This is a genomic window from Mucilaginibacter sp. CAU 1740, assembly GCF_039839285.1.
Lineage (GTDB): Bacteria > Bacteroidota > Bacteroidia > Sphingobacteriales > Sphingobacteriaceae > Mucilaginibacter.
The window spans coordinates 320,000-337,464 of sequence record NZ_JBDOQS010000005.1 but is presented as its reverse complement, the minus strand read 5'-3'; the positions used below and the strand labels follow the sequence as shown (position 1 = coordinate 337,464).

General features: G+C 47.0%; 6 protein-coding genes. All 6 read left to right on the top strand.

Annotated elements, in window-relative coordinates; all coding sequences use genetic code 11:
• The 6 genes from AAFN85_RS13795 to AAFN85_RS13770 all read left to right on the top strand — a co-directional run bounded on the left by AAFN85_RS13795 (position 1) and on the right by AAFN85_RS13770 (position 17,375).
• Positions 1-801, top strand: coding sequence for a hypothetical protein (locus AAFN85_RS13795; RefSeq protein WP_347527979.1), 801 nt, complete (start codon positions 1-3; stop codon positions 799-801).
• Entirely contained in the window at positions 798-9,500 is an 8,703-nt protein-coding gene (locus AAFN85_RS13790; protein WP_347527978.1) for an RHS repeat-associated core domain-containing protein, read from the top strand. Before AAFN85_RS13795 ends, AAFN85_RS13790 begins: the two co-directional genes overlap by 4 nt.
• The gene (locus AAFN85_RS13785; protein WP_347527977.1) at positions 9,500-10,009 is read left to right on the top strand and encodes a hypothetical protein; all 510 of its coding nucleotides are present in this window, start codon (positions 9,500-9,502) and stop codon (positions 10,007-10,009) included. Before AAFN85_RS13790 ends, AAFN85_RS13785 begins: the two co-directional genes overlap by 1 nt.
• 458 nt (positions 10,010-10,467) lie before the next feature.
• Positions 10,468-15,237: an FG-GAP-like repeat-containing protein gene (locus AAFN85_RS13780; RefSeq protein ID WP_347527975.1), complete on the top strand. Its 4,770-nt coding sequence runs from the start codon at positions 10,468-10,470 to the stop codon at positions 15,235-15,237.
• A gap of 4 nt (positions 15,238-15,241) precedes the next feature.
• Positions 15,242-15,805 (top strand): hypothetical protein, encoded by a 564-nt coding sequence (locus tag AAFN85_RS13775; protein ID WP_347527973.1) that lies wholly within the window; start codon positions 15,242-15,244, stop codon positions 15,803-15,805.
• A gap of 454 nt (positions 15,806-16,259) precedes the next feature.
• The gene (locus AAFN85_RS13770) at positions 16,260-17,375 is read left to right on the top strand and encodes a FecR domain-containing protein (RefSeq protein WP_347527972.1); all 1,116 of its coding nucleotides are present in this window, start codon (positions 16,260-16,262) and stop codon (positions 17,373-17,375) included.
• The last annotated feature ends 90 nt before the right edge of the window (positions 17,376-17,465 follow it).

Below are 17,465 nucleotides of genomic sequence, written 5' to 3'. Positions count from 1 at the left end.
ATGAACGAAGTATTGACAGATAAAATGATGATAAGAAGTTACGGTCTATTGTTTCTGCTGCTGACTGCATGCCTGTTAACCCATGCCGCAGAAAGTTCACCGAAGGGGAAACCCGGGGCGCGAAATGTAGCCACGCCTTACCATTACGCCCAGCAACCGGACAGCTCCCTGCAGGCAAAGCTTGATCAGCTTGCCACATCTGTCGAGATAGGCAATAACTGTACCTACAGGGGCTCCGTACGGATCACCGAACTTGGAAAACCCGGAGGAAATGTTTTCGCTGAAATCGAATTCTGTAAACATGGAGAGGACTGCTATTACCACTACGGGCCCACAGAGCTATTCAATTCCGACGGTTTTTATGTCTATATCAGCCATGAGCGCAAAAGTGTTTTTGTGACCCGTCAGAAGAGAATCGATGTTCCTCCTGTTGCCGATGCCGCCATGCTCGATTCCTGGACAAAAAGAGGAAAATATACCATTTCGAAAACCCAGAAAGGCCCGGTGGCAACAATTAGCCTGGTGAATGAAAAACATCCGGTTTGCCGGGAATACGCCATTGGCTATAATAGTTCAGACGGAAAAGTAAAATATATTCATACCACGCTGGCCTCCAAAACAGAGCCGCTCAACCGGCAAAAAGGTACAGTGATCGATATGGAAATCCTGAATTGGAGCAATGCAGCCGATCTCAAAAAATACCCGGGCTGGCATGATGTAATCGCTATCCGTAACGGACGCATAGAGCTCCTGGAAAAATATAAAAATTATAAACTTATCAGCCCGCTCACCAGATCATGATACGAAGCTTTTACAAACTCAGGTATGTTATTTTGATGATCATCGCGTCATTGACGACGACCGCCGCTATGGCATTTGTGGACCCGCCGGCCTCGGCTGCGGTCAACGGCCCCTTCACGATCACCAATCCATACCAAAAGATCAGCGTTGATGACGGCATCACACAAAGCGGGGTTTCCTTTCGTTCAGTGGCCGACGTTGTATCGCTGCGGATCAAGGATAACGTGATGATCACCTCCAATTTTTCGTATTATGTCAAAGTCAAAATATCTGCCTACGCTGATCTCGGAGCGAATACGGTACCAACCGTTGATACCCGTACACTACAGGTTAGCTATGACAAGACTCAGGGTACGAGCTATAAAACAATTGATTCCTACAATTTTCTCAATGCAAGGAAAATAGCTGTGGAGATCATCGAAGCAGGGCCGCTCCCCTTATCAACCTCCCCCATGCCTTCTGCCGGTATGGTAGAATTAAGGGCGACCATTACGGTAGACCGGGCGGATACATTCCTGCCACTGGAAGTCATCAGCGTGAACCCGCCCGTGCGCGATATTACGGCATCGCAGCTTCATCTCAGCTGGAACCATTCGAGCGGGGCGCAGGAATATGACCTGGAATGGACAACGCTGGACGATGGCGATGTGAACGCGAACGTGGCCAGCGGCGCGAAGAACAATCTTTCATGGGTCAGTGATGACCAGGTGGCTGCGCTTTTTAAAAATAACGCGAGCCGGGTAAGTACAGCGGTTGAAAATTGCGATGTTTCGCTGATCAACAACGACGACTACCTCGTTGTCAGGGTGAGGGCCGTTCAGTATACGGCCGACGGGATACGCAAATTGGGGAACTGGACCTATAAGGACAAAACCGGTAAATACCTGGCGCTTGGAACGACGGATAACTGGCATCAGTCTAATATGAACTGGCAGTACACATCGGTATTTGCAGAGGAGGGGAAGAAAAAAGAAGTGATCAGTTATTTTGACGGGTCAGCACGGAGCCGGCAAACGGTCACTATCGATAATTCTACCAAAGTGCCGGTTGTACAGGAAAGTGTATTTGACCCATTTGGGCGCGCCGCCGCGACCATTCTTCCTGCGCCTGTGAAAGACAATGGCGTTTTGAAGCCCTATCTGCATTATTTCCAGGCATTGAATCGTAATGGTGCAGGTACGGCTTATAGTTACACCGATGTAATAGGCAGTGGAAGCGCGTCCTGCGATTTCAATCCTTTACCCATGTCAACGGGGCAGGGTACGAGCAGGTATTTTTCGCCACTAAACGATTTTAATAATGACGCCGCGTTCCAGTCCAACAGCGGCAAATATATCCCGGATGCCGAAGGTTACCCTCTGGCCGTCACGCAATATACACCGGATAACACGGGAAGGATTAAACTACAAGGCGGGGTCGGCCCGGTCTTTCAACCTGGTAATACAGCCGGTGGCAAAGTAACCCGCTATTTTTATGGCAAGCCACAGCAATGGGAGCTTGACCAGTTGTTTGGCAATGACGTAGGCTACGCCGAACATTACCTGAAGAATATGGTGGTCGACCCTAATGGCCAGGCCAGCGTCAGTTATATTAATGCCAGCGGAAAAACTATTGCCACGGCCCTCGCCGGCAGCCCGCCCGCCAACCTTGACGCGCTGCCCTCTGTCAGCACGCTGACCAACCAGACGGTACACTTGTTAAAACCGGACCAGTTCAAGTTCGACTACACGAACCTGAAGCTGACCGCTACCACCACGTACCTCGCCGCGGTAACAGGAACTGCCAAATTTGATTATAATATTCAAAAACTGCTTTATACTTACGGTGCTGCTGCCAAGACGATTTGCAGTAACTGTTATTTTGATCTGAATATCCGTATTGTCAATTCGTGTAACCCTACGGTTAATCTTTATCCGACCACTGCTAATGATCCCCCGAATCCTATTGCCATAGGCGTGCAGATCCCCAATGCGGGTGGCGACGGCCTTATCGGTAATTGTACTGATACAGGTATTGCCAGTAATACTTTTACAGCAAATTTCAGCGCTATTGGTGAATACTATATCGTATTCGAATTTGTAATGAGCCGTAGTGTAATGGAGAAATACCTCGTAACCTTCCTGCAAAAAGGCCAGGAATTGGACCTGCTGAACACCGAATGGTTTTATCTGAATAATTATTTAAACAAGATCGACTTCGGCGCTTTGCTGAGTGATTGCCATACGGCATCGCAGATCTTGGGCACAAAGGACAGTTTCAGGCAGATGTTCGACAACCAGGTGCTTGCTGCCGGTATTCACTTAAGCGATTACAAGGCCGCGGATGCCACCGCCTATCATACCTGGGTGGATAATAAGTGGGATCAGCTTAACGCGGTATACAATAGCGCGGATTATAAAAAGAATTGTTTGTACGCTTCCTGCGAAGATGAAAAAAAAGCGATGGAGCAGGACCTGTTCCCGGGAGGCCAATACGCGCTGTTCGATAATAATTTCGCCCCGCTGGAAACCGATCTCAACGTGATCTATAAAAGCTGGCGCACGGTTTTTCCGGTGATCACTAATACCCAGGACCCGGTATACCAACTGCATACCTTCACCAAAATTGACGGTAAGGTTACATCTGCCAATGATGCTTCGATCAATCTGGCAGACCTGGTCCGGTATTTCAAGCCCGAATGGGCGGCGCTGTTTCTGGGGTATCACCCAGAGGCCTGTAAACTGACTTTTTGTAACCAGACCTTACAGGATCAAAGCTGGGACGCGAAACTGAACGAGCTGACCATAAAAGCAACGGACATACCGGGTATTCCCGATAAAACCGGCGCTGCTGCGGGACTACAGTACAGCGCTACCGACGCGTCCTGGCTGCTGGCTATCGACCCGTTCTTTTCTGCCGGAGGACTGGGCGTGAATTACCACGACCAGATGAAAGCCGACCTGGACCATTACAGTACGAATGTTTTGCAGCAAACAACCACCACAGGTGGCTCGAGGAATGAGAAGAACCTGCTGCGCTATATCGATTATGTATTGTATTGCAGTGCAAGCTGTAATACCGACGCTTGCTGGAACAGTTGTTCCCCAACATCGTGTACCATGCCGGACAGGAATTGGATCGCGTACCGTTCTTATTACCTGCAACTAAAGAAAACATATTATAACAAATTACGCAGTGTCACTGCCTGTTCCCAACTGGTTTGCGATGTCGGTACCCAGTACACGGCACCATCGCCCGCTTCAAGCTGCGCTGACGCCAGCGATTTTGCAATTCGGGTTCAATCGGAGGGAGAGGCAGGTGCGCCGAATTGCAGCAGTGGTTCGCGCCCGGTTGTTATCAACTACGGTAGAGGGAATGTCAAAACAGCTACCTATGTTTATCTGTATTACGGGCAGGGGATCGATCCGACTGGGCTGCCGACGAGCGTCACTTTTCCCGCCAACACTTCCAAAGCATTTTTTTGTTTGCGTAACGATGTGCCGGTGAACGCGGTACAGATCAAGGCTGTCAATTGTACTGGAACTGCGCCGCCACCTTATGTGCCGCCCGGCACACCTAATTATGTAGACGGCGATACGGTACAACCCTGGGAGTGGAAGGATGGCTATGGGCCGGCAGGTAATGGCTATGGACCGAATACCAGCAATGATTTCAGTTATGCGGTTACGGTGTACGGGAATCATGAATCGTTCACAGTGAAAATTTCTCTTAAGCCAAATGTTACACCTTGTCCGAACAGGGATATCGTGGCATATTTCTGGTGGAATGATAAAGACGTCAATAATGGGAACAGTCCGGTGTATCAGGCTGTACGCATAGATCCTGTGAAACGCTATGGTACTGCTCAACTCCCTAATTTGTATTATTTTACCGAAACCGACGGTGTAAATGGATCTGTGGCATGCCCGCCTGATTGGGTTCCACCGACCATATGCTCCGAAGCATTATTACATAAAATATCCCGTTTTGACCAGGCATCCAAAACAGATAGTTATGCCGATTATAATAAGGATGTCCAGCAAGCCAATTCCCTGCTTGCCGACCAGTTGGCTGCCAGTTGTGAAGGGCATGCCTTTAACTGGATGAAGGCACTGGCCCCGGGACTATCGAGCTTTACTACTGCTCAGATCAACACCCTGCGACAAAATTTGGTCAACTTCTGCGCCGCCAACGGTGATTTCGATCACCCTTTCGGGGCCAGCACCTATAAGCCGGATCCGGCTAACCCGGGCAACGTTCCCAATCCGAAGGATTTTGGCCAGGTAATCAAAAATTCGTTACCGGGAGTAACGGCATTCACCGATAAACTGAACCCATGGTTGCTGGATGGTCCGGCACCGTATACAACGAAACCTACGTTAACCGTTCCTGCTATCAGGAGCAGTAGTGCCGCGATCAAGGCCCTCCTCGATCAAAACCTTACGGGCTGTAACTGTGGTACGGGCGGAACCGCGTTTTACAATTACCTGGTAAATAAATATGGTAATGCGATGACCCTTTCGCAGGAGGACCTCACCAACCTGCAAAACGCTTCGGCGGCCTGCAACTATCTACTTCCGCAGGATGTGATGCTGCCGATATTCTTGCAACCTGGCGGATGCATCACCCCGACAGCTTACGCCAACGCAAAGGCTGAGCTCAATGGCCAGTTTACGGGAGGGTTGTCCACTTCGAGCCCTAATTATCTGCAGATCCTAACGAACTTCATGAATCAAAAGTTTGGTTATGCCCTGAGCTTTTCCGCTTATCAAAGTTATGACAACTCCCCAACCGGTAGTTTGTGCAACAACCCGCCGTATAAAGGGGTGAAGGTTGATCTGCTTGGCCCGATGAAGAGCCAGATCTCCACAGCAGCGGCCAATGCACAGAACGACTATCAGGATTATATCAATACTCAAAAAGAATTGTTCAGGGCGAATTATATCAGTACCTGTGCTTCCGCGCAGGCTGGTGTAGACCTGACCACCCCGAAACAAAACTATCATTTCACTTTATATTATTATGATCAGGCCGAAAACCTGATCCGGACCATACCGCCCGAGGGCGTAAGCCTGCTTAGTGATGACCAGATTGCCAAAGTACAACAGGCGCGGGATAACAACGACGTCGCCGGTTGTGGTACGGGATACACCGGCCCTACGACGACAAATGAAACCGGCGAGCGAACTGCGCTAGCCAGTACGCTTGGAAGTGGGCAGAGCGCGGCCGTAGAGTTTTGGTTTTATAATGCGCAGAACGATGGCGTACGTTTTTCACAAACAACCACCGACGGGCAATATCGTTTTCAGGTAAGCATGACAGCCAGCGTTATGAATGCTGATATTTATTACGCTCCACTCGGTGGTAATTTTAGTAAAGTAAACCATTACAGCGCGGGCTTAACTTCCATACCTCCATTACAGGCCTGGAACCATGTGGTTGTGCAGGCATTTAACTTGCTGACCGGACAGATAAGCGTTTATGTGAATGGCTATAAGGTAGCCGCATTGCCTGGAGCCGCCGCCGCCGAGCTTGCCACCACTACTGCCCAGTTGAAGCATGTCCGCTTTTATAACCGCCTGCTTAACCTCAACGAGATCTGGATCAACGCGAACAATAACTGTTTTTTGCCTTTAAATACGGATGGCCAGTGGTACCGCTTCAATATCCCTACCGCGGGGGGCGAAACGACTGTTGCAGCCAACAGCCAGCAGGAAACTAAAAGTAATGGGGTATACCCTAACCATGTGTTAGCAGCAAGCTATGTTTACAACACATTAAACAATGTTATACAACAGAGTTCGCCTGATGGTGGCACAACGAGCTTCTGGTATGATCTGTTGGGGCGCGTGAATTTTTCACAAAATGCGAAGCAGCTGGTTAATAAAAACTTTAGTTACACGATTTTCGATAAATTAGGCAGGGTAATCGAAACTGGTCAAAAGCTAGCGAAGAATGTGAACGTCGGGGACCCCGGCAACCTAACTGATGACGTGATCAGTAATTTCAATACTATGGGTAGCAATTCGGAGATAGTTAATACTTTTTATGATGTTAAGCCAACTGGACTTCCATCGAATTCGGCGTTGACCCAGAATAATTTGCGTAAAAGGGTATCTGCAGCGACCTATCGTGATACCCAGACTGGTGCGGTTCAACATGCAACGTATTACAACTACGATATCGCTGGTAATGTCAGTTCACTGTGGCAGCTAATCAGCGGCTTGGATATTAAACAGGTGGATTATGAATATGACCTAATTAGCGGAAAAGTCAATTTTGTACGTTACCAAGGAAGCAAGCCCGACAACTTTTTCTATCAATACAAATACGACGCGGAAAACAGACTTACCGAGGCCTGGAGTGGTACTAGTGCCATGATCAGGCCATATCAAGGCAGTTTAATTTTGGCTGACAATAAGCGGCTTGATGCAGCTTACAGTTATTATTTACACGGGCCATTGGCAAGGGTGGAATTTGGTGATGTTGACCGTAAAGTACAGGGGCTCGATTATGCATATACCCTGCAGGGTTGGCTTAAAGGTGTTAATAATCAAAGTATTCTGGATAACAAGGATATAGGTCTGGATGGGTATAAGACAGGCACCGGAAACCATCCCACAATAGCCGGGGATGCATATGCATATTCGCTCGCCTATTTTGCAGGAGATTATAAACCGGTTGGCGCAACTGTAGCCAACGCTTTTGATATTAAATATAGCAATAGTGGCTCCGATCTCGCCGGTCACAGCTTATATGACGGCAACATTAGTAACAGTACGATGTCTTTATTTGGTGTTAATAGCGCTGCACCCGGCAGCCCGGTAGGTTATACTTACCAGTACGACCAGTTAAGCCGTTTAAAGAAAACCTTACAACATACGACTATCAGTGTAAATAACTGGAACTCGGCGACTTCGATTGCCGATTATCAGGAAGATTTGACCTATGACGGGAACGGCAATATTCTTACTGCGCAACGCAATGGTCCGTCTAGTACGCCTATGGATCGTTTATCATATGTTTACAGCAAAGATATTAATGGAAAGCTCATAAATAATAAGCTGAGCTATGTTGACGATACAGTTTTGCCTACTGCTTTTGGCACCGATATCGACGATCAGGCTGGCGGCAATTTCAGATATGATGAAATTGGAAACCTTATATTTGATCAATCAAATCTAACGACTTCTATTGGTGGAATCACATGGATGGCCAATGGAAAATTACAACAGTATAAAACGAGTACACAAACTGTAAAATACTCGTACGACCCCTTAGGTAATCGTGTAAGCAAATCTGTGACTAATACCTCAGTAGCACCCAATACAACAGTTATTACATATTATATTAGGGACACCCAAGGCAATCCTCTTGCTGTTTATGATAATTCTGGAGGTATTGTTAGTTGGCGCGAACAGGACTTATATGGTTTGGATCGCATGGGGATATGGAAGCCGGATATCAATATGGGCAGCGCGACAGCAACATCTGCCAATGATGCTAACGGATTTGCTGGTTTGCGCTTTTTTGAATTAGGCAACCATCTTGGAAACGTGATGTCTGTGATAACAGACAAACGTATACCTGTAAATACAGCGTCACAATCTTACTCCGCGGACATCGTGTCTGCACAGGATTATTATCCTTTCGGAATGATACAACCAGGTAGAACTTACCAAGTATCCGGCCCAAGTGTTTACCGGTATGGCTTTAATGGTAAGGAAAATGATAATGACATTAAGAAAGATGCTAACACTGGAACATATGTCCAAGGAGCGCAACAAGACTACGGGATGAGGATTTATGATCCGAGGTTAGGTAGGTTTTTGAGCATGGATCCGATAAGAGCAAAATATCCTGAGTTAACGCCATATCAGTTTGCAAGTAATACACCGATTCAAGCTAGTGATCTTGACGGGCTGGAGGCAGATTTTTCAAAAGCTAAGGCTAAACAATTCGAGTATGGAAATGAAGACAATCTAGGTCAAATACCTGGTAAATTTGTTGGCAACGTGGGAATTCATACTTATAATGGTCTTGTTGACTTATCGGAACTGGTATCCAACGAAAATCCAATATATAACCTAACAAATAAAGGAGCTGGCTTTAAAAAGATATTCAATAATGCAAAAAAGATGTTTTCTACAGGAATGGATTACCTATTGTCAATATCCACCTCGCCAGAGAAATTGAAAAAAGACATTGTAAAAACATCTGAAGATCCCCATACTTGGGAGAACGTTGCTTCAATGGTGCTGACCGAACGGTTTTTCCCTAAAATGCCGACTGCATCTCCTACATTGTTTGAGATTAACGTTGATCTAATGGGAGGGGCCAGGTCGGCCTTGGGGAATGGTTGGATAAATTTTGATATAGCTGCACAGACTGGTATTGCCGATGATATAGGCAATTTTAGTAAATACTTTAAACAGAATAGTGTTAACAGAATGGTTGTTAACAACCCTCAAGCTGATTTTTTGCCTTTTGTTTCTGAATCTTTGGGTGAAGGCTCAACAATTACAGTCAGAGGTCAGGTGAGCAATAAATTTTTTAAACGTATTTGGGAAGGTAAGGCTGAAGGTTTAAGCAACTTCGAAGTTATCCCCGGTAGCAAGAAAACAGGATTGTCAACAAATGGCTATTTTCGAACTGATGGAACGCCACTGGGCGGCCAAACAACATCTCTTAACGAAATAGTTTTAAAGAAGAAGAAATAATGGAAAGTTACCCAATATTAGAATTTATAAATACCTCAGAGGCGTATTCAAAATCAGTGTTTTTAAGTAAGGAAACTATAATTATACCTTATGTTAATATAAATTTATTAACCAATAATCCGGTAAATGGAATTAACTGCTTTGTCGATTTCAGTTTCCTTGTTTTCCAAGGTGTGGCGTCGATTTTGTTTGAAGGATCCTTAAATACTGTTTCACTCGATCTAGGGCAGTTTTCTTTAATTCAAAATTTAAACTCAGAAAAAGTCGTAGTAGGAGGATATACCGTCAAGATAGCGGAGCTTGAAGTGATTTTCGATAAATGTTTTTGGTATGTGCCGAAGGAATCAAGGTTCTCCGAAAAAATGGCTGATTTTATTCCTTGCGATACACCTAATTTTCGAGCCACATTACCAGAAGGCAAAATACAGTCTTTTTTTTCGGAAAATAACATTGCTTTACTGTTTGATAAAATACTTGCAGAGAGAGTTAAGAAGATTGTCTTTGATTGATTTATCCATGTTCCGCTCTATAGTTAATTCAAAGAAGTGTCTGCATAAATGTTATAATCTTCATAAGGATGAAGATCAACGTAATTTAAGTAATTGAACAAACGCTATATTCTTCGATTGACTTGTAACTATTGCGGATTCAATAATACATGAGTGTCATATTTTCGAGATTGCAACATGTTTTGATGCTTAGGCTAATCCTGCCCAGTGCTTGAATGGCTAAATTTAAGAGAGGAGAGACAGATTACGATTCTAAAAATTGATTTAACTATGTTTTATTATTGAATTAACACAACTAAATATAATAAGTCGGTTTATCTTGGAAACAGGCCATAGGACTTTGCTTGAATATTCGCTCTAAATATTTTTTACGGCGATAAACGGAAAACAAAAACTAAATACATTAAGATAATTAGTAAAATTATTCAATTCTAACTTTCACCTTATCACAACAAAGTATGAAAATAGGTTATTCATTCTTTATATTATTACTAATGTTAACTGGTATCAATGATGTCCTTGCGCAAGTTCCTACCCTTACCTCGTTTGCACCGACGAAGGCAACCGTGGGCGCTTCGGTAACCATCACCGGTACCAATTTCGCCTCCGATTGCGTGGTGTTTTTCGGGCCGGTGAAGGCCAATGTTACTTCGTTTTCGGCCACGCAGCTTATAGTAACGGTACCGGTTGGCGCAGGGTACCAGCGCATTTCGGTAACTAACCCCACAACCAAACTTTCCGTCTTATCGGCAACGCAGTTTACGCCGGTATTTACTCCGCTGAGCACTTTTAGTACCTCGGATATGGATCCCAGCGTGGACCTGCAACAGGGCAATAACCCGGTCGCCACCGCAGTGGCCGATATCGATGTGGATGGAAAACCGGATATCATCAGCCTCAACAGTACGGACAACACGCTTTCCGTATTTATTAACGGCGCGACAGGTTATAGTATTACTACCGGATCTTTTTCCCGGACTGATTTTGCAACCGTTGGTGTTCCGCTCGCCATGGCCGTAGCTGATTTTAACGGTGATGGCAAGCCTGATATCGCTGTGGTCCACCAGGGATCGAACGCCTTATCCGTTTTTACGAATCTTTCTACTTATACCGCCAGCCCGCTGGCGCGTTCCATATCGTTCAGGCGGCTAGACTGGCAGCTATCGGGGCCGGCCAGCGCCATTGCGATGGGTGATGTCGACAGGGACGGCAGGGTTGATATTGTTGTGAATGACCTGAACTCGAATAATATCTCGGTAATCCGTAACATTACCTCTACGGGAACAACCTATGTGAATTTTACAGCGCGTGTTGATATCGCCTTAAACAGCCCAACCAGCGCCCTCCAGGTAGCGGATTTGAACGGTGACGGAAAGCCGGACATTATTGCGGGGAGCCTGGCCTCACGTAGTATTTCTTTGTTGAAGAACGTGACGTCCGGTGCTTTTACTGCAGCGTCCTACCAGGTCAGCAATAATATGATGACGGGTGTAGGGGCTACCTCGATCTATGCCACAGATATTGATCAAAGCGGGATGCCGGACCTGGTGGTCACATCTTTCGCACCAACCCAAAGCGCTGTTTTCGTTTATCGGAACACCCTGACAGGCAGTGGTGCCAGCTTTACGGCGACATCCTTTTCCAAGGACGCTACCCTGACGACCCTTAAACAACCTGTTTCGGTCGCTCTTGCAGACGTTGATGGGGATGGCAAGCAGGATATCGTGGCCGGTAACTATGATGATAAAGTAGTTAGCATCTTTAAGAATAACTCAACTTCCGGATCCGTCTCGTTGAGCACTTTCGGCAGCAGGATCGATTTTACCGTTGGAAATTCGCCGTTCGGGATAGCCGCAAACGACCTTGACGGTGATGGTAAGGCTGATCTGATCGCTGCGAATGATCTGGATAATACGATATCCATCGTTCACGCATTCAACGCAAACTCAGTACCTGGACCGGCTTATGCGGAATCTACGGCCGCGAACGCTTTAGGTAGTTTTATCAATACCGATATACTGGATAACGAATGGAAACAGGAAGCGCCGGTTGGGTCGGGAATAACCTACACCATCGCGCCTGATGCGAGTGGGATCGTTAACCAGGCGCAGAACGCACCGGCGAATGCCGGTCGTTTTGTCTACTTTTCGACCGTTGGCTCTACTTCACCTTTGGTCAAAATGAGGGGGAACCTCACGTTTACTGCCAGGGGGAGCGGAACCATCGAGGTCCAGTTGATCCGTACATCCGATCTGGGTATAGCTGCACGCAAGACTTTTCTCATGTCAGGTTCTTTTACGGATTACGGCTGGTCTATCCGTGACCTTGACCCCCAGAAGGAATATATATTCGCTGTCATGTTCAACGGCGGTAATTCGTCTGCGCAGGCAACGGGCGAATTTAAAAAGAACCTGTGCCTCACCCTCCAGCAGGCTGGCATGTCGGGGGCGTTCAGGCGTTACCGCGCAGATGCTTCATCGCTGATCGGGAACGTGGAAACACAGTGGTATGGCTGGAGCGATCAATATAACGCGGCCCGAAAAAAATATCTACAACATTCTGCCTACGCGCGGATGCGTTTTACTACCGATGCGACCCGCATCGCCATAGAATACGTACGTGATTTCTATGATAAACGTGCCATAAACCGTTTCCCCATGGCTGCGGTAAAGAGTGGCTTTGATTTTGACGCAGCTGGAAATATCGTTAGTGGTTATAACGCTATCAACAGTTCGATCAAAGTAACCGAAGGAAAAACCTATACGATATCAGGCCTCCTGACCACGAACCCGACCTATGTTTTTTTCGACGCTTCGGGCAATAAGCTTGGGCCGCCGCAATCTTTGGTTAAAGATCCGGCACATACTTCAACCTATAAGATCACCGCACCTGCATCAGCGGCCAGGCTCGCTATACTTGTTCAGCGTGTTACCAACCCTAATAATTTCAATGATCCCGTAAACGATCTGTTTACCGTTTACACCAGCTGTATGATCGAGGACGGTGTTTACGGCGCGCCGTCAGCTGTTGGCGGCGGGGCCACAATCCCCTCTGCCTATAGTCCGTACGCGGGCGATAAAGACAGTAATATTTCCGGTCCCGCTGTTTTTATCAACGGCAGCTTGTATAAGTATTACCAGGTGGAAGGAAACGACCAGGCCAAGATTGTTCAATACGTGTCCGATGCCTTGCCTGCGGGCACGAAGACGGTTGAGGTGATGATGCCGGGCCAGGGAACATATTCCGTGAACGGCACCTTGGTCGACCCCCATATCCGCCGTAGCGGCAACTACCTGCGGGCCGTCTACCTTTTAGGCACGACTACCACGGTGTCTCCTTCAACGACTGCGGCCTCAAACAGTGTGTTGTTCATCCATGATTCTATATTATCAGGTTTCAATATTTCATCTGATGCACAAAATAACGTATGGATGATGAAGATAGCCCGGGATCCCGCGTATGGTTTTACCGGAGATATTTTTTCCGAGGGTTATGCCGGACGTATCCTCCATACCGATACGCAACCACAAACTGGCACCGGTGCCGACCCGGATCCTGTAGGGACATTCGCCCAAAAACTGGCCAATTACAATGTTGGCAATTATTGGTTCCAGATCGGCGTGAATGACTATGGATTCGCCACGCCGTTAAACCAGTATTATACAGAACTGAAAGGGCTTGTTGAAAAACTTCATACCTTAAAACCTTCCGCGAAAATTTATATCCAAAGCGTTGGCCCCCAGTTCTACGAAGACGGTAATTCGGAAACCTATGCCGATAACGGTCTTGCGGCCACCGGACCGACAGCTAATGATTTCAGGGATGTTCAGCGCGCAGTCGGAACGGGACCGGGCAGAACCTATTGCGGCTTTGTTGATTTTGAAAACCTGTTCCCGGCTACGATAGATTATCTTGCTGACGGAATCCACCCCACGGATCTGGGTAATCAGGCCTATGCGAACGGGATCCGGGACAGAAGTACCTTACTGGGTAACACGCTACCCTCAAAGCCGCTCGCTTTTTACCGTAACAGTATCAGGCAGTTCATTCAAAATGTACCGGGTATAGCAACGATAACGGCCACCGGCGGACAGCCTAATTATACTTTTACCCGGCTTTCAGGAACGATGCCGACCGGGCTCACTTTCAATAGTGACGGAACGATCACCGGAACCCCGACTTTAAGCGGCGTGGTAACCCTTAGCGTTAAGGTAACCGATGGCGCGGCTGCTACCATTACACAGGATTTTGTGTTAACCGTAAAACCAATCCCCACTGTTATTGTGGCACCGGTAAACCTGGTGAACGCCCAGGCCGGAGTCCTGTACAAAACAAAGCTTCACGGGGCACTTGGCTATGGGAAATATACGCTTACCCACACGGCAACACCATCCTGGCTGACATTCAATGATATTACCGGTGACCTTTCAGGTACTCCACCTGCCGGGACAACCGGTACTTTTAACTTCAGGGTTTCGGCAACCGATCACTGGGGTTTCACAGGATTTACGGATTACAGCTTCAAGGTAGGTACGGGTACGCCACCGCCGCTTTCGGATAAATTCGAACCAACAATTTCGGTCTCAGCAGATAACCACCTGTTGGTTACCGGGAATTTACACGATTTGTACTCTAATACTTTTTACAGCTTTATCGGAGCGTACTATAGTCAGAATGGTGGTGCGGAAATTTACCTTGGTGACAAAAACGTGAATGTGGAACTGAACTCGCTGAAAGGAACAACCGTAGACCTGGGGCAAATGCGGTTGAACGCGGGCACCTTCAATGTCAGGCTTTACAATTACGGTATCGCGCCAACTGCTATGGACGGGGTCAACTTTACTTTCGATCAAAATATTTCTTTCAATAACCGATCGACCTCCTATACAACGCCGCCGATCTACGCAGCGTTTTCGATGACTGCCTATATTGACGGCAACGGGCACCTGATTGTCACCGGACATGTGCCTCGGACGTTCACCTCGGCGCTGTATGCTTACTGCGATGGCTATTATACGCAAAGCAACAACCCTTATAATTGGATATCGGGGCAGAATGTGATCATTCCAGCCAATGCAAAGGATGGAACGCCGGTGGACTTTGGATATGTGGGAGCGAATCCGGGAAGCCTGACCATCCGATTGCATAATTATGGCATAGACCCTGCATCTGCGAATGGTGTGGATTTTACATATAATGTGGAAACCTATATTCCCGCAAATAAATAAGTTTATGAAACAAACAGGAATAGCAACATATAAAATTTTGATCAGAACCCTCATCATAGCCCTAATGATGATTATCCTGACCCCGGGATTGTCAAACGCCCAGGATATTGAAAAGGTTGACACCGCTAAGGTCTATGACGCGGAGAATGCGGTTTTGAAAACCGCTGAAAAACTGATCGTTTCGGTGCCTTTAGACAGCGGTGCGCACCAGCAGCAATTGTTTATGTTCGGCGTCAGGATAAAGAATAAGAGGGTCCTCGCGGTGAAACTTCAGACAGGACTAAGCGACATTGTGGAACTTAGTCCGGGGGATAAACTCACTTTCGTCATCGATAACGACAGTTCAATGTTTGTTTTCAACGAAACAGCAATTCGATCAGCCACTGAAGAGGGCGTCCATGGAAGTAATGTCCGGATTCATTATCCGCTTCCTGCGATTAAGGAACAACGGCTGATAAACAGCAAGATCACTGGGTTGCGGATTGATTATTCCGGCGGAGTATTCGAATTTACACTGACAGCTGAACAGGCAGAAGTGATCCGGGACATATTGACTCAAATAAGATAGGGAAGGGTAGTTGCGCAAGCCGCTATTTTAATGTCGTTCAATAAGCAAGCTCCGTTTCACTGGGCCGGGGGTTTCCTGATGGATTTTCGGACCCTGTGCGGTTAGATGCCGACGGCTTGGAAGGGAGCTTTTTATGAAATATTTGTAGATAAATTGCTGAGGTACTATAGCCAATAACTTTTGCTGATTCATGATTGGTATGGCATCAGTATCTTGATTCCCAGGCCAGTTCGGGAAGATATTTCTGATGTTCCGACAGGAAGGTGGCCGCTCCATTTCTTGAAAATAACACCGTTCAGCAAAATTATATTATAGGTACAAATCCTTATGTCGTGCATTGCTGATCATCTTTTCTTTATCAATTTCACATTTCTGAAAATTTGAAATTTTTTTTTCGGAAATGACCGGGCTTAGCTGTCGTGTCTTGTAAACCGGGACGCACCGGTTAGCGGATATGGACAAAAACGAAATCAAAGACTGGTCCCGTAAATATGTTGAGGGAAAACTAGGCGAAAGAGAGAAAGCTGTATTTGAAGCCTGGTATCTGGAGAGCGGTGAAGAAGTGGTGATACCGCCAGATGAGGTCATTGCGAAGTTACGCGCGGAGGTTTTTCAAAACCTGCCCGCAAACAGGGGCGGAAAATTTTCAGGAGGTTTTCTCATGGCGGCGGCTGCCGTTGCCGTGGTTGCGGTTTCCCTCATTCTCCAGGTGGTTTTTCATCAAAGTGACAGGATCGCCGGAAATAACCGCAGGGACATACCTCCGGGCGGAAACCGTGCCGTGCTTACGCTCGCAGGCGGGGAGCAGATCAATCTTACCAAAGCATCTACCGGCAAGCTCACTTCCCAGGGTAACACCGGTATCGTCAAAAACGCATCAGGCCAGGTCATTTACCAGGAAGAAGGTCACCAAAAAGGGGACCAGGCATTCGGACAAAATTCAATTTCAACCCCTGTGGGCGGGATCTGGCAGATCTGCCTCCCGGATGGTACAAGGGTATGGCTGAACAATTCCAGTTCATTGTCATATCCAACCTCTTTTGAGGGAAAAAAAGAAAGGAGGGTTAACCTGACCGGGGAGGCCTATTTTGAGGTGGCAAGGGATAAACACCACCCCTTTGTCGTCTATAGTGGGGATCAGGAGGTCAGGGTACTGGGTACCCATTTTAATGTCCGCGCTTTCAGGGATGACCCATTGTGGCTGACGACACTTGTCGTGGGAAGGGTAACGGTCAGAAGTAAAATGGAGGGGGAGGCAAGGGACATCAAACCGGGTGAACAGGCTTTGAACGATAACGGTCACTTTTTGATCCGTCCTGTGAATACTGCAGATGCGGTCGCCTGGAAGGACGGCTATTTCCGTTTTACCAATACCCCGGTAGAACAGGTGATGCGCGAACTTTCCCGGTGGTACGGGGTCGAGGTCCGCTTCGAAGGGCCTGTTCCGGATGAACACCTGAACGGAAAAATTTCCCGCTCCAGATATATCAGCAAAGTGCTGGCCGCCCTGGAAGCAACTCAAATAGTTCACTTTAAAGTCGAAGGAAGGAGGGTAATTGTGAGGAAGTAAAAATCATTCAATAAGAATCAGTAGTTAATAAGCCAGGAACCGGGACGTAACCCGGTGACCTGGCTTAAGCCTGCCGTCCTAATTAATTCA